At 64.3% G+C, this 18,368-nt stretch carries 13 protein-coding genes; 10 read left to right on the plus strand and 3 right to left on the minus strand.

Annotated elements, in window-relative coordinates:
* Positions 1-13 precede the first annotated feature (13 nt).
* On the minus strand, positions 14-856 hold the full coding sequence (folD, locus tag NX773_RS01710) for a bifunctional methylenetetrahydrofolate dehydrogenase/methenyltetrahydrofolate cyclohydrolase FolD (RefSeq protein ID WP_258821312.1): 843 nt from the start codon (positions 854-856) through the stop codon (positions 14-16).
* A gap of 462 nt (positions 857-1,318) precedes the next feature.
* Between folD and aceE the strand changes: the two genes are divergently transcribed.
* The 5 genes from aceE (at position 1,319) to NX773_RS01735 (ending at position 10,116) form a co-directional block, all read left to right on the plus strand.
* On the plus strand, positions 1,319-4,015 hold the full coding sequence (gene aceE / locus NX773_RS01715) for a pyruvate dehydrogenase (acetyl-transferring), homodimeric type (RefSeq protein ID WP_258854675.1): 2,697 nt from the start codon (positions 1,319-1,321) through the stop codon (positions 4,013-4,015).
* Between the two features lie 109 nt (positions 4,016-4,124).
* Complete coding sequence (gene aceF / locus NX773_RS01720) at positions 4,125-5,456, plus strand: dihydrolipoyllysine-residue acetyltransferase (protein WP_258854676.1); 1,332 nt, start codon at positions 4,125-4,127, stop codon at positions 5,454-5,456.
* A 15-nt stretch (positions 5,457-5,471) separates the two neighbouring features.
* On the plus strand, positions 5,472-7,277 hold the full coding sequence (gene lpdA, locus NX773_RS01725) for a dihydrolipoyl dehydrogenase (protein WP_258854677.1): 1,806 nt from the start codon (positions 5,472-5,474) through the stop codon (positions 7,275-7,277).
* A 156-nt stretch (positions 7,278-7,433) separates the two neighbouring features.
* Positions 7,434-8,834 carry a hypothetical protein gene (locus NX773_RS01730; RefSeq protein ID WP_258854678.1) on the plus strand — a complete coding sequence of 467 codons (1,401 nt, stop codon included), beginning with the start codon at positions 7,434-7,436 and terminating at the stop codon, positions 8,832-8,834.
* A gap of 406 nt (positions 8,835-9,240) precedes the next feature.
* The gene (locus NX773_RS01735; protein ID WP_258854679.1) at positions 9,241-10,116 is read left to right on the plus strand and encodes an NAD(P)-dependent oxidoreductase; all 876 of its coding nucleotides are present in this window, start codon (positions 9,241-9,243) and stop codon (positions 10,114-10,116) included.
* Between the two features lie 117 nt (positions 10,117-10,233).
* On the opposite strand, the gene NX773_RS01740 is transcribed toward NX773_RS01735, so the two are convergent.
* Together NX773_RS01740 and NX773_RS01745 are read right to left on the minus strand one after the other, a co-directional pair.
* The gene (locus NX773_RS01740) at positions 10,234-10,419 is read right to left on the minus strand and encodes a hypothetical protein (RefSeq protein ID WP_258821306.1); all 186 of its coding nucleotides are present in this window, start codon (positions 10,417-10,419) and stop codon (positions 10,234-10,236) included.
* A 124-nt stretch (positions 10,420-10,543) separates the two neighbouring features.
* Positions 10,544-11,206 carry a TetR/AcrR family transcriptional regulator gene (locus tag NX773_RS01745; RefSeq protein WP_258854680.1) on the minus strand — a complete coding sequence of 221 codons (663 nt, stop codon included), beginning with the start codon at positions 11,204-11,206 and terminating at the stop codon, positions 10,544-10,546.
* A gap of 110 nt (positions 11,207-11,316) precedes the next feature.
* Between NX773_RS01745 and NX773_RS01750 the strand changes: the two genes are divergently transcribed.
* The 5 genes from NX773_RS01750 to NX773_RS01770 all read left to right on the plus strand — a co-directional run bounded on the left by NX773_RS01750 (position 11,317) and on the right by NX773_RS01770 (position 18,302).
* Positions 11,317-12,465 (plus strand): HlyD family secretion protein, encoded by a 1,149-nt coding sequence (locus tag NX773_RS01750; RefSeq protein WP_258854681.1) that lies wholly within the window; start codon positions 11,317-11,319, stop codon positions 12,463-12,465.
* Between the two features lie 9 nt (positions 12,466-12,474).
* On the plus strand, positions 12,475-14,076 hold the full coding sequence (locus NX773_RS01755; RefSeq protein ID WP_258854682.1) for a DHA2 family efflux MFS transporter permease subunit: 1,602 nt from the start codon (positions 12,475-12,477) through the stop codon (positions 14,074-14,076).
* Between the two features lie 104 nt (positions 14,077-14,180).
* The gene (locus tag NX773_RS01760; protein ID WP_307728421.1) at positions 14,181-15,641 is read left to right on the plus strand and encodes an efflux transporter outer membrane subunit; all 1,461 of its coding nucleotides are present in this window, start codon (positions 14,181-14,183) and stop codon (positions 15,639-15,641) included.
* Positions 15,642-15,728: 87 nt separating this feature from the next.
* Positions 15,729-17,435 (plus strand): DUF8614 domain-containing protein, encoded by a 1,707-nt coding sequence (locus NX773_RS01765; RefSeq protein WP_258854683.1) that lies wholly within the window; start codon positions 15,729-15,731, stop codon positions 17,433-17,435.
* A gap of 177 nt (positions 17,436-17,612) precedes the next feature.
* A complete protein-coding gene (locus NX773_RS01770) occupies positions 17,613-18,302 on the plus strand; it encodes a hypothetical protein (RefSeq protein ID WP_258854684.1) in 690 nt (229 codons plus the stop codon).
* Positions 18,303-18,368: the final 66 nt, after the last annotated feature.

The following is an 18,368-nucleotide window of genomic DNA, read 5'->3' on the forward strand; positions in this document are numbered from 1 at the left end:
ACCCCGCAGCGGATCAGCGTTCCGCTGCTTCCAGCGTATTCATCAGCAGCATCGTAATCGTCATCGGGCCGACGCCGCCGGGCACCGGGGTGATGTACGAGGCCACTTCGCGCACCGAGTCGAAGTCCACGTCGCCGCACAGCTTGCCTTCGTCGTTGCGGTTGATGCCCACGTCGATCACGATCGCGCCGGGCTTGACCATGTCGCCGGTGAGGGTGTTGCGGCGGCCGACGGCCGCCACCACCACGTCCGCCTGGCGCGTGTGGTAGCCGATGTCGGCGGTCGCGCTATGGCATATGGTCACGGTGGCATTGGCTTGCAAGAGCAGCAGTGCCATCGGCTTGCCGACGGTGTTGCTGCGGCCGATGACGACCGCATGCTTGCCGCGCAGGTCCACACCCGTGCTTTCGATCAACTTCATGCAGCCATACGGCGTGCACGGGCGCAGGCCCGGCAAGTTGGCCATCAGCTCGCCGGCGGACATCACCGAGTAGCCGTCCACGTCCTTCTTGACGGAAATGGCTTCGATGACCTTTTGCGGGTTGATGTGGCGCGGCAGCGGCATCTGCACGAGGATGCCGTGGATGGCCGGGTCGTTGTTGAGCGCTTCGATGCGCTCCAGCAGCGCGGCCTCGGTCAGGTCGGCGTCGTACTTTTCGAACACGCTGTGGAAACCGACGTCGCCGCAGGCCTTGACCTTGTTGCGCACATACACCTGGCTGGCCGGGTCTTCGCCGACCAGGATCACCGCCAGGCCGGGCTGTTTGCCTTGGGCCGTAAGGGCGGCCGCGCGTTGGGCGATTTCGGCGCGCAGTTGTTGGGAAAGTTTGACTCCGTCGATCAGTTGGGCGGGCATGGTGGGATTCACTAGGCAAAAACGAAATTATAAGGCTCCGCCCCCTATTGCGCGCCGCGCGCGAGGGAAGCGCGTCATATTTATCGACGGGGTACGGTGCCAAGGGCCGTCGCCGGTAGGGTGGGCAGATCCTGCCCACGCGTTCCACCAGCCTCTGCACAGCCATTTCCTCATTTATATAGACAAACCGCCGCGTTCGCGCCTTTTTGCGCACTGCGGCAAAACAACGGCCGCCTGAACCCGTGGGCGGGGGACCCGCCCACCCTACAGCACAATGCCTTGATCCATATTGTGCATTCGCAGCATGTTGTTTCGCATTATGAAATCGAATACCGTAATTTGAAAAATGAAGAAGCTGCTGCTAGAATCCAGCGGACTTTTAGCCTGTCAAAGTATTTACTGAAATTTGTAATCGCCGCCAACCACGGATCGGGTGGGGCGCCAACTCTAGGAGACGCATCAATGTCAGCTCAACTCGACCAGTTGACGGCGCTAGCCGCCAACGACCCGGATTCGCTCGAGACCCACGAATGGCTCGACGCACTGGAATCGGTCCTTGAAAATGAAGGGCCGGAGCGCGCCCACTACCTGATGGAGCGTCTGGTTGACCTGGCGCGCCGTCGCGGGGCATTGATCCCGTTCTCCAGCAACACCGCCTACGTCAACACGATCCCGGCGCACCTGGAAGAGCACTGCCCGGGCAACCTGGAGTATGAAGAGCGCCTGCGTTCGTGGATGCGCTGGAACGCGATGGCGATGGTGGTCAAGGCCAACCGCGCCGACGGCGACCTGGGCGGCCACCTGGCCTCGTTCGCGTCGCTGGCCAACATGCTGGGCATCGGCTTCAACCACTTCTGGCACGCCCCGACCGAAGAGCATGGCGGCGACCTGCTGTACCTGCAGGGCCACAGCTCGCCGGGCATCTACGCGCGCGCCTTCCTGGAAGGGCGCCTGACCGAAGAGCAACTGCTCAACTTCCGCCGCGAGGTGGACGGCAAGGGCCTGTCCTCGTACCCGCACCCGAAACTGATGCCGACCTTCTGGCAGTTCCCGACCGTGTCGATGGGCCTGGGCCCCTTGATGGCGATCTACCAGGCGCGCTTCCTGAAGTACCTGCACGCGCGCGGCATCGCCAACACCGAAGGCCGCAAGGTCTGGGTGTTCTGCGGCGACGGCGAGATGGACGAGCCGGAATCGATGGGCGCGATCGGCATGGCCGCGCGCGAGCAGCTCGACAACCTGGTCATGGTCGTGAACTGCAACCTGCAGCGCCTGGACGGCCCGGTGCGCGGCAACGGCAAGATCATCCAGGAACTGGAAGCGGACTTCCGCGGCGCCGGCTGGAACGTCGTCAAGGTCATCTGGGGCTCGAACTGGGACCCGCTGCTGGCCAAGGACAAGGACGGCATCCTGATGCGCGTGATGATGGAAACCGTGGACGGCGAATACCAGAACTACAAGGCCAAGGACGGCGCCTACGTGCGCAAGCACTTCTTCGGCAAGCATCCCAAGCTGCTGGAGATGGTCGCCAACATGAGCGACGACGACATCTGGCGCCTGACCCGCGGCGGCCACGACCCGCACAAGATCTACGCCGCCTTCAAGAAGGCGCAGGACAACAAGGGCACCCCGACCGTCATCCTGGCAAAGACCGTCAAGGGCTTCGGCATGGGCCGCTCGGGCGAGGCGCGCAACACCGCGCACCAGACCAAGAAGCTGGACGACGAGGCAGTGCGCGAGATGCGCGACCGCTTCAACATCCCCATCCCGGACGACAAGCTGAAGGAAATCCCGTTCTTCAAGCCGGCCGACGACGCGCCCGAAATGCAGTATCTGCACGAGCGCCGCAAGGCCCTGGGCGGCTACCTGCCGCAGCGCCGCACCGAGGCTGACGAAAAACTGCCGGTGCCGCCGCTGGACGCCTTCAAGGCCGTGCTCGACCCGACCGCGCCGGGCCGCGAAATCTCGACCACCCAGGCCTACGTGCGCGTGATCTCGACCCTGCTGAAAGACCAGGCGCTGGGCAAGCGCGTGGTGCCGATCCTGGTCGACGAATCGCGTACTTTCGGCATGGAAGGCCTGTTCCGCCAGATCGGCATCTTCAGCCAGCAGGGCCAGCTGTACGAGCCGGTCGACAAGGACCAGGTGATGTACTACCGCGAAGACAAGGCGGGCCAGATCCTGCAAGAGGGTATCAACGAAGCGGGCGGCATGTGCTCGTGGATCGCGGCGGCGACCTCGTACTCGTCGAACAACCGCGTGATGATCCCGTTCTACACGTACTACTCGATGTTTGGCCTGCAGCGCGTGGGCGACCTGGCCTGGCTGGCGGGCGACATCCGCGCGCGCGGCTTCCTGATGGGCGGCACCGCGGGACGCACCACGCTCAACGGCGAGGGCCTGCAGCACGAGGATGGCCACAGCCACGTGGTCGCGGCGACCATCCCGAACTGCCTGCCGTACGACCCGACCTTTGCGCACGAAATCGGCGTGATCATCCATGACGGCCTGCGCCGCATGGTGGCGGAACAGGAAGACGTGTTCTACTACATCACGATCATGAACGAAAACTACGAGCAGCCGGGCCTGAAGCCGGGCACCGAAGAGGGCATCCTCAAGGGCATGTACCTGCTCCAGGAAGGCGACAAGGCCGCCAAGCACCGCGTGCAGCTGATGGGCTCGGGCACGATCCTGCGCGAGTCGATCTTCGCCGCCGAACTGCTCAAGAACGACTGGGGCATCGCCGCCGACGTATGGTCGTGCCCGTCGTTCACGCTGCTGGCGCGCGACGGCCAGGACGCCGAACGCTGGAACATGGTTAACCCGAACGAGGAACAGCGCGTACCGTATGTGACCGAGCAACTGGCCGGTTCGTCGGGTCCGATCGTGGCGACCACCGACTACATGCGCCTGTTCGCCGAGCAGATCCGCGCGTACATGCCGAAGGGCCGCAACTACAAGGTGCTCGGCACCGACGGCTTCGGCCGCTCGGATTCGCGCGCCAAGCTGCGCGAATTCTTCGAGGTGAACCGCTACTACATCACCGTGGCAGCATTGAAGTCGCTGTCGGAAGAAGGCGTGATCTCGGCGTCGGTGGTGCAGCAGGCGGTGGCCAAGTACGGCATCAACCCGAACAAGCCGAATCCGGTGACCCAGTAATGCTCAAGAGCTGAACGGCGGCCGCAGCACGTCGTCCCCGCCTGCGCGGGGACGACGGTGCAGCTGCTGACGAAACTCTTAGCTGATCAAAAATACGGAGCTAAAAAACATGAGCATTGTTGAAGTCAAAGTCCCGGATATCGGCGACTTCAAGGACGTTGAAGTGATCGAACTGATGGTCAAGCCTGGCGACACGATCAAGGTCGACCAGTCGCTGATCACGGTGGAGTCGGACAAGGCCAGCATGGAGATCCCCTCCAGCCATGCCGGCGTCGTGAAAGAATTGAAGGTCAAGGTCGGCGACAAGATCAACCAGGGCGACGTGGTCCTGATGGTCGAAGCTGCCGAAGGCGCAGCGGCCGCGCCGGCAGCCGAAGCCGCCCCCGCGCCGGCCGCTCCCGCAGCCGCCGCACCGGCGCCTGCAGCCACGCCGGCACCGACCGCAGCGCCGGCACCGGTCGCCGCAGCACCGGCTGCTGCCGCGCCGGTTGCCACCGCGCCGGCAGGCAAGGCGCACGCCTCGCCGTCGATCCGCAAGTTCGCGCGTGAACTCGGCGTGGACCTGACCCGCGTGCCGGGCAGCGGTCCGAAAGGCCGCATCACCCAGCAGGACGTGCAGAACTTCGTCAAGGGCATCATGGCCGGCGCCGCCGTGCCGGGCGCGGCACCGGCCGCCGCCGGCGCAGGCGTGGGCGGCCTGAGCCTGCTGCCGTGGCCGTCGCTGGACTTCTCCAAGTTCGGCCCGACCGAACTGGTGCCGCTCTCGCGCATCAAGAAGATCAGCGGCCCGAACCTGCATCGCAACTGGGTGATGATCCCGCACGTGACGCAGTTCGACGAAGCCGACGTGACCGACCTCGAGCAGTTCCGCGTCGATTCGAACGCCGCCTACGCCAAGGCCAAGCAAGCGACCAAGCTGACCATGCTGGCGTTCGTGATCAAGGCCAGCGTGACCGCGCTGAAGAAGTACCCGCAGTTCAATTCGTCGCTCGACGAAGCCGGCGCCAACCTGATCGTCAAGCAGTACTACAACATCGGCTTTGCGGCCGACACCCCGAACGGCCTGGTGGTCCCGGTGGTCAAGGACGCCGACAAGAAGTCGGTTTCGCAGATCGCCGCCGAGATGACCGAGCTGTCCGCGCAGGCGCGCGAAGGCAAGCTGGCGCCGACCGCGATGCAGGGCGCGACCTTCACCATCTCGTCGCTGGGCGGCATTGGCGGCACCGCATTCACGCCGATCATCAACGCGCCGGAAGTGGCCATCCTGGGCCTGTCCAAGTCGTCGATCAAGCCGGTGTGGGATGGATCAAGCTTCCAGCCGCGCCTGATGCTGCCGCTGTCGCTGTCGTACGACCACCGCGTGATCGACGGCGCCGGCGCCGCGCGCTTCACCGCCTACCTGGCCGAAGTGCTGGCCGACCTGCGCAAGACGCTGCTGTAATTGGGAGGCCAGTCAATGAGTACTGTCGAAGTTAAAGTCCCGAATATCGGCGACTTCAAGGATGTCGAAGTCATCGAGCTGCTGGTCAAGCCGGGCGACACCGTCAGCGTGGACCAGTCGCTGGCGACCGTCGAATCGGACAAGGCCAGCATGGAGATCCCGTCCAGCCACGCGGGCGTGGTCAAGGAACTGAAGATCAAGGTTGGCGACAAGGTCAACGAAGGTTCGCTGCTGCTGACCCTGGAAGAGACCGCAGGCGCCGCCGCTGCTGCTCCGGCAGCGCCGGCCGCAACCGCAGCCGCCGCCCCGACCGAATCGCAGGCCCCGGCCAAGCCGGCCGCCCCCGCGGCGCCGGCTGCCGCTCCCGCACCGACGGCGTCGAGCTACAGCGGCAACGTGGATGTCCAGTGCGAGATGCTGGTGCTCGGCGCCGGCCCCGGCGGCTACTCCGCCGCATTCCGTTCGGCCGACCTGGGCATGGAAACGGTGCTGGTCGAGAAGTACGCGACCCTGGGCGGCGTGTGCCTGAACGTGGGCTGCATCCCGTCCAAGGCGCTGCTGCACGTGGCCGCCGTGATCGACGAGACCTCGCACATGGCCGACCATGGCGTCACCTTCGCCAAACCGCAAGTGGACATCGACAAGCTGCGCGGCTACAAGGACAGCGTCATCAAGAAGATGACCGGTGGCCTGGCCGGCATGGCCAAGGCGCGCAAGGTCAACGTGCTGCAGGGCGTGGGCCAGTTCGTCAGCCCCAACCACCTCGAGGTGACTGGCGCTGACGGCAGCAAGAAGGTGGTGCAGTTCCAGAAGGCGATCATCGCTTGCGGCTCGTCGGTGGTGAAGCTGCCGTTCGTGCCGGAAGACCCGCGCATCGTCGATTCGACCGGCGCGCTCGAGCTGCGCCAGGTGCCCAAGAAGATGCTGGTCATCGGCGGCGGCATCATCGGCCTGGAGATGGCGACCGTGTACTCCACCCTTGGCGCGCGCATCGACGTGGTCGAGATGATGGACGGCCTGATGCAGGGCGCGGATCGCGACGCGGTCAAGGTCTGGCAAAAGCGTAACGAGTACCGCTTCGACCGCATCATGACCAAGACCAAGACCGTTGGCGTGGAAGCGCTGGCCGAAGGCATCAAGGTCACGTTCGAGTCGGCAGAAGCAGGCGGCACTGCGCCGGAACCGCAGCTGTACGACATGGTGCTGGTGGCCGTGGGCCGCAGCCCGAACGGCAAGAAGATCGCCGCGGACAAAGCTGGCGTGACGGTGACGGACCGCGGCTTCATCCCGGTCGATGGCCAGATGCGCACCAACGTGCCGCACATCTTCGCCATTGGCGACGTGATCGGCCAGCCGATGCTGGCGCACAAAGCCGTGCACGAAGCGCACGTGGCGGCCGAGGCGGCGCATGGCGAGAAGGCGTTCTTCGACGCCAAGGTGATCCCGTCCGTAGCCTACACCGATCCGGAAGTGGCATGGGTCGGCGTGACCGAGGACGAAGCCAAGGCCAAGGGCATCGCTGTCGAGAAGGGGCACTTCCCGTGGGCCGCGAGCGGCCGCGCGACCGCGAACGATCGCACCGAGGGCTTCACCAAGCTGCTGTTCGACAGCGAGACGCACCGCATCATCGGCGGCGCGATCGTGGGCCCGAACGCGGGCGACATGATCGGCGAGATCGCGCTGGCGATCGAGATGGGCGCGGATGCCGTCGACATCGGCAAGACCATCCACCCGCACCCGACGCTGGGCGAGTCGATCGGCATGGCCGCGGAAGCTTTCGAAGGCGTCTGCACCGACCTGCCGCCGCCGCGCAAGCGTTGAGCGTTCCACAGCTGCAGACGAGACCGGGGCCGCGTGCCCCGGTTTTTTTGATCGGCGACTACTCCGAACAAAATTCTGGTTCGTACAGCCGCATTCCTACACAGCACATAGGAGAAATGCTATTCTCACCGGCAACTTTTGGTTTCCGGAGGCGTGATGCTGTCGTTTTCAACAGAATTTCCAGTGCCCGAGACAGTCATAGCGGACGACGTATGTGAGGCCGTGCGGGAATGGATATCAGGTTCCCCGCACACACGATTCAATGCAGCGCATCTCACGGGCTTAGGTTCTGGCGAAGTATGGGATGCCGCGGAAGGTCTGGAGTTTATCGAATCAATTCGCGAAGATGCGGCAGATGCTTGTACTGTCGCGATAATCTATAGACGTGATGAAGAAGACTTTGAATGGATCACGACCATCGTCTTCGCTGCTCAAACGGTTTCCAAATGGATTAGTGTCCGAGTTGAGTGCGAACCAAGGCATCCACGAGCAAAAGTTCCGGCGGCAAGAAAACCGATTCTAATTCGAACCCTTCTACGCAAGCTTGGTGGAGGTGTTGATGGCGAGTTCAAAATGGCGGTGGCGCCAATCGTTTTGGCGTCCTCCGAGGTTGAGCTTGCGGCTAGGTGCATTAATGGCGATGTTAGCTCTTACTTGCCGATTGTTTATGTGTCTAGCCAATTTAACGGCCACTATGCCGTTAATCCAAATAATTTGGCTGCACTGCTTTTCGGCATGGCCCATGTTGTCGTTGAGCCAAATCGTGCCTTTTCAATAGAATTGATGAAGGCGGTCGATGGGATCAACGTTTATGGCGGAACTATTGCCTTGTACTGGCCTGAGGGTGGCGGTCGTCGCAGCTTCTTTAAGCGAGAGAATATAAGTGCCGGAGAACTGGAACGCGCGATCTTCGAAGAAGTCAGGCGTTCCTTGGTTAATCGAAGGCCGTTGCTTCGTTGCACTCTTGCGGCAGTGAAAGAACAGAAGTCACGCCGCCACATTAATGCGCTCAAAGACGCGGGCTCGAAGGCGGTAGATGAGTATGTATCTGCTTTCGAAGAGGAAAATAGGGCAAAGGATGCAGCCCTTGCCGCCGCAGAAGCTGAGATTGTTCGATTGAAGGGCGAACTGCGACACATAGACGCGCAGAGTGACCCCAGTGGCGGCCTACAGCTTGACCTTGGCGGCGAACGAGATTTCTATGAAGGGGAAATCCGCGAGATTGTGCGCGAAGCATTGAATGCACAGATGTCTATGGTGGCTCCCGATGGAAGAAGGCAACACATTTTGTATTCAATCGTGCTTGCAAATGCGGTGCCAACGGAGCGAGAGAGGTTGCGCGACCAGATTAAAATGTTGTTGCGCGACTATCAAAGTATGGATGGACGTACGAAGCGCGAGTTGGAACAGCTGGGATTTTCGATAAGTGAAAGCGGAAAACACTATAAGTTGGTTTTTCAGGGAGATCCCCGCTATACGTTTACGTTGTCAAAGACAGGAAGTGATTTCCGGGGGGGGAGGAACGCAGCTAGCGATCTCTGCCGTCTATTGTTTTAGTTCATCATCAATTGTTAAGTCGGAGAAAGAAAAGCATGATCGTCGCCACGTTCGTATTTCTGCACCGGCCATGCTCTTAGCCACCATTGGAAGGACCGCCTTCCTAGGCAAGAGCACTTCATGAGCAATTGAGTGAGGGATCCGAACTGCCTCGGTCGCCCTCTCGGAGATGGACCTGGTGACGCATGTCCGGCTTTGCGCTCCGCACCGTTGGGGCAGGCAGCCAGTTGTCGCGCTGCAGGGGAAATAGTTGAAGCAGCGGGATGCGTCAGCAGTGCGGCCAACGACATAATGGGCTGTTTCGAGGCACGTTACCGGGAACTGGGACCGGTAATTGCCCTTACCCGGCGACAGGCACATATCATTGCTGGCCTAATCGCGCTAACATGTATTTGGAGGCACATAGATGAGCATCGGATTTATTGGCTTGGGCGCCATGGGGCGGGGCATGGCGGCGAACCTCTTGAAGGCGGGCGAGCCGCTGGTGGTCTGGAACCGCAATCCCGGCCCGGTGCAGGAACTGGTGGACAAGGGCGCGCAGCGCGCCGCGAATGCTTCGGACGCGGGCAGGGTGGACGTGTTGTTCACCATGCTGTCCGACGACGCCGCCGTGCGCGCGGTGCTGTATGACGATGGCGTGTTCGACGCGCTCGCGCCCGGCAGCGTACACGTGAACATGGCCACGGTTTCGGTCGAGTTCGCGCGCGAGATGGCGCGGGTGCATGCGGAAAAGGGCATCGGCTACCTGGCCGCGCCGGTGCTGGGCCGTTCCGACGTGGCAGCGGCCGGCAAGCTGAACATCCTCGCTGGCGGGCCGATCGACCTGATCAAGCGGGTGCAGCCGTATTTCGACCTGATGGGGCAGAAGACCTGGCCTTTCGGCGACTTGCCGGAACAGGCCAACGCGGTCAAGCTGGGCGCCAATCTCACGCTGGCGCTGGCGGTCGAGGCGATGGGCGAATCGTCCGCGCTGGCACGGGCGTACGGGATCGCGCCGGCCGATTTCCTGGACCTGCTGGCTTCCACGCTGTTTGCCGGCTCGCCCGTGTACAAGGGGTATGGCGGCATGATCGCGCAGGAGCGCTACAGCCCGGCCGGGTTCAAGCTGGCGCTGGGCCTGAAGGACGTGAACCTGGCGCTCGATGCCGGGCGTGACAAGGGTGTGCGGATGGCAGCCGGGCAAGCGGTGCGCGACAACCTGCAGCGTGCGGTGCAACAGGGGGACGGTGAACTGGACCTGGCGGCGCTGGCAAGGAGGTCGGCGCCAATATCCGCTGCTTGAACGCGTGGGCAGGAGGACCTGCCCACCCTACAATATCCGGCGCTGTTCCGCGGACGGGCAAGAAAAATGCCGCCCGGCGTAACGCGGAGCGGCATGGTTCTTGGCGCTTTGACCCGATCAGTTGAAACTGACGAAGCGCTGCGGAATTTCGATGTTGCCCGACTGTGCGGCTGCGGCATAGGCCCGCATTTCGGCCACCACGGCGTCGAGTTGTTCCTTGCCTGGATTTTCCAGGAACCCTTTCATGCGCTCATGCAGCGCGGCCTGCTGGTCGCGCCATTCGTAGCGGGCCGACTTGCTCATGCAGCCTCCCCGCGGCGCCCCGCCTTGATCTTGTTGTCCATGACATCCTCCTGTAAAGGTCTTCAGGATGCCGGGGCGGTCCCTGCGTGTCGGTGCGATGACTAACATTGACCGCAGAGAGACCTCAGCTTTCTTTCAGCACGGCCCGGTAGAACAGCGACAAGCGCTCGTCCAGGGCGCGCTGCATTTCCTCGGGCGATTGTTTCGGTTGCGGCGACAAAAAGCGCATCAGCAGGTCGCCCGCGACGCAGTTCAGCAAAAAGGTCGGCAGCGCGTCGAACGGCAGGTCGGGCCGCAGCTGGGCCCGGATGTCGGGACGCGCGAAGAAGCGGCTCAGCATCTCGCGGGTCGGCTTGGGGCCGGCATTCTCGAACGTCTCGGCCAGTTCCGGGTTGGTCGCGGCCTCGGCGATGATCACGCGCTGCATGCACAGTGCTTCCGGCGCCCACAGCAGGGCCAGGAAGTGGCGCCCGAAATCGTCCACGATTTCCTTGAAAGGGCGGCTGTCCGTCGCCATGTCGCGCACGTTGAAGAAGCGGTCGCGGCGGGACTGGATCACGGCGTTCAACAGCCCGGCCTTGCCGCCGAACTTGACGTAAATAGTGCGCACGGCTACGTGCGCCTCGCGTGCAATCGCTTCCAGGCTGACCTTGGTGTACCCCTGGCTGAGGAATAGCGCGCCCGCCGTCTCGATCAGGTCGTGCATGCGCGCTTCGACCTCGGCTGCCTTGGGCCGGCCTGCCCCCTTGAGGCAAGCGTTGCTGCAATCTTGCGATGGTTTGCTCATGGCCGCACTTTAGATCAATTAGGAATGAAATGCAATCGTTTCATTTCTTGACTTTCGGTTCGGGATGTCCAATAATGCGCCGAAACCATTTCATTTTCTGGAGTCGTTCCATGGCACAAACGCAAGCCGCAGGCGAGCAAAAGAACTTATCCGCGGTCCAGCCCGCAGCGCAGGCTGCGCCCGGCGCGCCGGCGCCGGCGGGCAAGAGTCCGCCGAACAAGCGCGTGCTGGTGATCGTTGGCCTGATCGCGCTGGTTGCGCTGACCGCCGGCGGTCGCATGTGGTACCGCAGCCATTATTACGTCGAGACCGACAATGCCTACGTCACCGGTCATGTGCACCCGGTGTCCTCGCGCATTGCCGGCGTGGTGACGCGCGTGCTGGTGGAGGACAACCAGGTGGTCAAGGCGGGCGACCCGATCGCCGAGCTGGACCCGGCCGACCAGCGCGTGCGCATCGAGCAGATCGAGGCGCAGATCGCCAGCGTGCAGCAGCAGATCGCGCAGTCCGACGCCCAGCTGGCGCAAACCCGCGCCCAGGCCCAGGCTGCGCAGGCGCAGGTGGCCCAGGCCCAGGCCCAGGCGCTGCGCGCCAAGCAGGATGCCGAGCGCTTCAGCCAGCTGTACACCGACCAGATCAAGGCCGTGTCCAAGGCCGAAGTGGACGCCGCCAACGCCGCCCGCGCCAGCGCCGCCGCCGACGTGGCTGCACGGCGCGACACCGCCGCTGCCGCGCAGGCGCAGATCGCCGCCGCCGGCGCCGGGCGCGACGTGCTCAAGGCGCAGGTCAAGGTGCTGCAGGCGCAGCTCAAGGACGCGCAGCAGCAGCTCGGCTACAACAAGGTCGTCTCGCCGGTAGCCGGCCGCATCGGCAAGCGCAGCGTGGAAGTGGGCGCGCGCGTGCAGCCGGGCCAGCAGCTGGCCGCGGTGGTGGAGGACAACGTCTGGGTCACCGCCAATTTCAAGGAGACCCAGCTGGCCGGCCTGCAGCCGGGCCAATCGGTGAACCTGGAAGTGGACGCGCTGCCGGGGCAGCACCTGGTCGGCCATGTGGAGAGCTTCTCGCCGGCCTCGGGCAACCAGTTCGCGCTGCTGCCGGCCGATAACGCAACCGGCAACTTCACCAAGATCGTGCAGCGCGTGCCGGTCAAGATCACGCTCGAGCAAGCGGACCTGAAGCGCCTGTCCGGGCGCCTGGTGCCGGGCATGTCGGTGGTGGCCGAAGTGCCGCTCAAGCAGTCGTCGCAGTCGGCGCACTAAGGGACGCCCATGACCAGTTCGACCAAGAGCCTGCCCACGGCCGTCCCCGGCGCTCCGCCGGTCGGAAGCAAGGTCGGGGCGCGCACATGGATTGCGGTCGCGGCAGGCATGCTGGGCGCCTTCATGGCGGTGCTCGACATCCAGATCACCAACTCGTCGCTCAAGGATATCCTGGGTGCGCTGTCGGCCACGCAGGAAGAGGGCTCGTGGATCTCCACCGCCTACCTGTGCGCCGAGATTGTCGTGATCCCGATGACCGCCTTGTTCACGCTGGCCTTCGGCGCGCGCCGCTACCTGATCGGCACCACGGCGCTGTTCCTGCTCTTCTCGACCCTGTGCGGTGCAGCCTGGAACCTGCCGAGCATGATCGTGTTCCGCATGCTGCAGGGCTTTACCGGCGGCGCGCTGATCCCGATGGCGATGACGCTGGTGATGACGCGCCTGCCGGCCAACAAGCGCGCCGTGGGCCTGGCCGTGTTCGGCCTGACCGCCACGCTGGCGCCGGCGATGGGGCCGACGCTGGGCGGCTACCTCACCGAGCTGTATGGCTGGCCGTCGATCTTCTACATCAACTGGGTGCCGGGCGTGCTGCTCATGGCCGGCATGTGGTGGGGCATGGACCGTGAGCCGCTCGACCTGTCCAAGCTGGTGGACGCGGACTGGCTCGGCATTGCGCTGATGGCGCTGGGCTTGGCCAGCCTGACCATCTTCCTGGAAGAGGGCAACAGCAAGGACTGGTTCGAGTCGGGATTCATCCTGACCTTCGCCGCGCTGGCCATCTTCGGCATCCTCGGCTGGGTGGCGGTGAGCTTCTGGCGCCCGCACCCGTTCGTGAACCTTTCGCTGTACGGGCATCGCAACTTCCTCGTCGCGACCGCGCTGTCGGCGGTGATCGGGATGGGTCTGTACGGTTCGTCGTTCCTGCTGCCGCTGTTCCTTGGCCAGATCGCCAACTACACGCCGATGCAGATCGGCGAGGTGATCGCGTGGATGGGCTTTCCGCAGCTGCTCGTGATGCCGTTCGCGGCGGCGCTGTCCTCGCGCGTGGACAACCGCATCATGTGCTCGTTTGGACTGTTGATGTTTGGCGGCTCGTGCGTGATGAACGCGTTCATGGATGCGAGCACCGGCTATGACCAGCTGATCGTGTCGCAGGTGATCCGCGCCATCGGCCAGCCGTTCGTGATGCTCACGCTGTCGAATTTCGCGATGCAGGGCATCAAGCCGCAGGACATGCCGTCCGCATCGAGCCTGTTCAACATGACCCGCAACCTCGGCGGCTCGATCGGCATTGCGCTCTTGGCCACCGCGCTCACCAATCGCGAGCACTTCCATTCGGCGCGGCTGGGCGAGTCGGTGTCCGACTACTCGCTGACGACCCAGCAGCGCCTGGACGGACTGACACAGAACTTCATCGCGAACGGCATCGACCCGGCGGACGCCGCCAACAAGGCAGTGCGCGTGGTGGACAACCTGGTGCGGCGCGAATCGTACGTCATGGCCTACAACGACAGCTTCCTGATCGTTGGCCTGGTGCTGCTCGGCTGTATTGCCGTGATCTGGTTTGCCGACAAAGTGAAGTCGCCCGGCGGCGCCCCCGGCGCACATTGAACGAACAACAGACGCTAAACAACGTCGTCCCCGCGCAGGCGGGGACCCATGCTGAGCTCGCGAAAGCCGCAGCGTCGGCCATGGCCGAAAAAAATGAAGGACCAATGATGACCAAGCTTTTCGTCCGCACCACCCTGGCACTCGCCATCGCCGCCGCGCTGACGGCATGTGGCACCGTCGGCAAGGACTTCGTCGCCCCGCAGGGAGCGGAAACCCCGACCTGGCGCCACGCCGCAACGCAGAACGACGCCGCGCGCCTGCCGGCTGCCTGGTGGACCGTGTACGGCGACGACACCCTGAACGCGCTCGAACAGCGCGCGCTGCGCGACAACCCGAGTGTGCTGGCCAGCGCGCAGCGGCTGCTGCAGGCGCAGGCGCAGCTTGGCGTGTCGCGCGCGGGCCAGGCGCCGCAGGTGTCGGTGAGCACGTCGGTGGCGAACTCGCGCACCTCGGCCGAGACCGCGCAAGGCATCGCGCTCGGCCATCGCTCCATTTCCGGCAACGAGTACTCGTTCGGCGGCTCGCTGTCGTGGGAGCTGGACCTGTGGGGCCGCGTGCGCCGTGTGGTGGAAGCGGCCGACGCGCAGGCGCTGGCGGCGCAGTACGACCGCGACGGCGTCATGCTCATGCTGTCCGGCCAGGTGGCCAGCGCTTACTGGCAACTGCGCGGGCTGGACGCGGAACTGGCGATCCTGCGTGATGCCGCGGGCGCGCGGGTAGAGGCGCAACAGCTGGTCGAAGCGCGCTTCAACGCCGGCCTGACCAATGAGCTGGACGTGTCGCGCGCGCGCGTCGAGCGCGCCAACGCCGAGGCCGACCTGCACGAGGTGCAGCGCCAGCGCAACCAGGTCGAGCATGGCCTGTCGGTGCTGGTCGGCGCCTCGCCCAGCGTGCCGCTGGTGGCGGCCACGCCGCGCGCCCAGCTGCCGCAGCCGCCGATGATTCCGGTCGGCCTGCCGGCCAGCGTGCTCGGCCAGCGTCCGGATCTGGCCGCCAGCGTGGCGGGTCTGAAGGCGTCCAATGCGCAGGTCGGCGTGGCCGAAGGCGCGTTCTATCCGTCGGTGTCGCTGACCGGGCGTTACGGCTTTGCCTCCGAAAGCCTGCACGACATCACGATGGCGGACTCGCGCCAGTTCTCATTCGGTCCGCTGGCGCTGTCGCTGCCGCTGTTCGACGGTGGTCGCAACAAGGCCAACCTGGCGCTTGCCAAGGCGCGCTACGACGAAGCGGTGGCGAACCACCAGGGCCGCCTGCTGACGGCGCTGCGCGAAGTGGAAGACGCGCTGTCGGACGTGCAGCAGCGGCAGCAGCAGGGCGCGGTGCAGGAGCAGGCGCGCCAGGCGGCCGATCGCGCGCTGGTGGTGGCGCAGGCGCGTTACGAGCGTGGCGTGTCCACTTACCTGGACGTGACCGATGCGCAGCGCAGCGCGCTGGCGGCGGATCGGGCCGGCGTGCAGATCTCCACCCAGCGGCTGCTCGCATCCGTGGCGGTCGCTCGCGCGCTGGGCGGTGGCTGGATGCAGCAGGCTTCTTCGCCCGCTGTCGCGCAAGTCGCCGCCAAATAACCGTCGTTTCCGGCGCGGCCGGGAACGACGTTGTTGGGTGTGGTTAGGATTACAATGCTCCGGTTGCAATCCTTAACCCAGGGACCCATGAAAAAAATTCTCGCACCCGTCATGCTGGCAGCCGCCATGAGCACTGCCTTTGCCGCCACCGCACCGGCCACCCCGGACGTGCCGCAGCTGAACGCGATGGCCAAGCGCTTTTCGCCCACCGAGCTGCGCGCCGACACCGCGTCGCTGTCCGCCGGCGACCGCATCGCGATCGCCAAGCTGATCGAAGCGGCCAAGATCGTCGACACCCTGCAGCTGCGCCAGCGCTGGTCTGGCAACGAGGCGCTGTGGGCCGCACTCCAGAAGGACAAGACGGCGCTCGGCGCCGCTCGCCGCAACTACTTCTGGCTGAACAAAGGCCCGTGGTCGATCATCGACGACAACAAGTCCTTCATGCCCGCCGAGTACGCCGGCATCCGCATCCCCGCCACCAAGCCGGCCGCCGCCAACTTCTACCCGGAAGGCGCGACCAGGCAGGAGCTCGAAGCGTGGATGAATTCGCTGCCCGCCGACCAGAAGGAGCAGGCGCAGTGGTTCTACACGGTGATACGCAAGGGCAGCGACGGCAAGTTCAAGACTGTGAAGTACTCCGACGAGTACAAGCCGGAGCTGGAAAAACTGGCCAGGCTGCTGCGTGAAGCGGCCGCCGCCACCGGCAACGCCTCGCTCAGGAAGTTTTTGAACCTGCGCGCCGACGCCTTCCTGTCCAACGATTACCTGGCCTCGGACTTCGCGTGGATGGACCTGGATTCGCCGGTGGACGTGACCATCGGCCCGTACGAGACCTACAACGACGAGCTGTTCGGCTACAAGGCCGCCTTCGAGGCGTATGTGAACATCCGCGACGCCAAGGAAACGCAGAAGCTGAACTTCTTCGGCAAGCACATGCAGGAGCTGGAAGACAACCTGCCGCTCGACGCCAAGTACCGCAACCCGAAGGTGGGCGCGCTGGCGCCGATGGTGGTGGTGAACGAGGTCTATGGTGCCGGCGACGGCAACATGGGCGTGCAGACCGCCGCCTACAACCTGCCCAACGACGAACGCATCATCAGCCAGCGCGGTTCGAAGCGCGTGATGCTCAAGAACGTGCAGGAAGCGAAGTTCGATTCCACCCTCAAGCCGATCACCAGGCTGGTGCTGCGAGCGCAAGACCAGAAGGACCTGGACTTCGACTCGTTCTTCACCCACATCCTCGCGCACGAGATCACGCACGGGCTGGGCCCGCACATCACCAAAAGCGGCGGCAAGGAATCGACGCCGCGCCAGGACCTGAAGGACGCCTACTCGACCATCGAGGAAGCCAAGGCCGACATCACCGGCTTGTGGGCGCTGTCGTACATGATGGACAAGGGCCAGCTGAAGGACACGCTGGGGCAGGGCGCCGCGGCCGAGCGGAAACTGTTTAACACGTTTCTGGCATCCGCTTTCCGCACGCTGCACTTCGGCCTGACCGATTCGCACGCGCGCGGCATGGCGATCCAGATGAACTACCTGCTTGACCACGGCGGCTTCGTGTCGCATGGCGACGGCACGTTCTCGGTCGACTTTGGCAAGATCAAGCAGGCCGTGGCCGACCTCGACCGCGAGTTCCTGACCATCGAAGCCACCGGCGACTACGCCCGCGCCCAGGCGATGATGAAGAAGTACGTCGTCATCCGCCCGGACGTGCAGAAGGCGCTGGACAAGATGAAGGACGTCCCCAACGACATCCGCCCGGCCTTCATCACCGCCGCCACCCTCAAGTAAATAGCATCGTCGCCCCGGCGAAAGCCGGGGCCCATGCCGAGCTTGCGGCGTGCACGCCGCTTGCAACCCCGACACCTTTGCCTTCTTTTCTACAGCGAAAAATTTTCTCGATTCCACAGGTTCTCTGGACCGTAGAATTGCCTTACGGCATTTCTCCACCCCTCCGGAAACCTCGCCATGCGTACGCTCCTCCCGCTATTCCCGATGCTGCTGGCATGCCATGCTGCATCCGCCGCCGATCTTACTGAACAGGAAACCCGCTGGCTCCGCGCGGCCGCTCCGGTTCTGTCGTATTCGCAACAGCTGAAACTCCCGCTCGACATCATCGTGCAGCCGCAAGCCAAATCGGGCGACGTGCCGCTGGCGATGGGATTCGACGGCGGCCGCTGCAAGCTGGTGCTGTCCCTACGTGGCAATGCCGACGCCGAGGCGGTGCTGGGCAGCGTGCCCGAGGCCTCGCGCGCCGAACTGATCGAAGCGATGGCTGCGCACGAGATCGGGCATTGCTGGCGCTACGCACAGGGCGTCTGGCATGCGCTGCCGGCCGGCTTTGTCGAGGTTGGCGAGCAGAGCGCGTCCGACCAGTCGCTGCTGGCCGAGGCCAGGGCGATCCGTGAAAACCGCCGCGAAGAAGGCTACGCCGACCTGGTGGCGCTGGCCTGGACGCGGCACAGCCACCCCGGCGACTATGGCCGCATCTACGGCTGGCTCGCCTCGGTGCGCGCCACCCAGCCGGTGTCCGGCGCCGGCCACGATACCCGTGCCTGGGTGAACCTGGCCCGCGACGGGGACGCATTCGGCGCCGCCGACAAGCCTTTCGAGGACGCGCTGCCGTTGTGGCGCAAGGGCTTGCTGACCGACGAGTAACAGCGGGCGGGTGGTTTTTTCGACAAGTGTTCGATGTCGCACAGATGACGCCGTTGCGCAGGCGTT

It is taken from the genome of Massilia solisilvae, assembly GCF_024753215.1.
GTDB lineage: Bacteria > Pseudomonadota > Gammaproteobacteria > Burkholderiales > Burkholderiaceae_D > Telluria > Telluria solisilvae.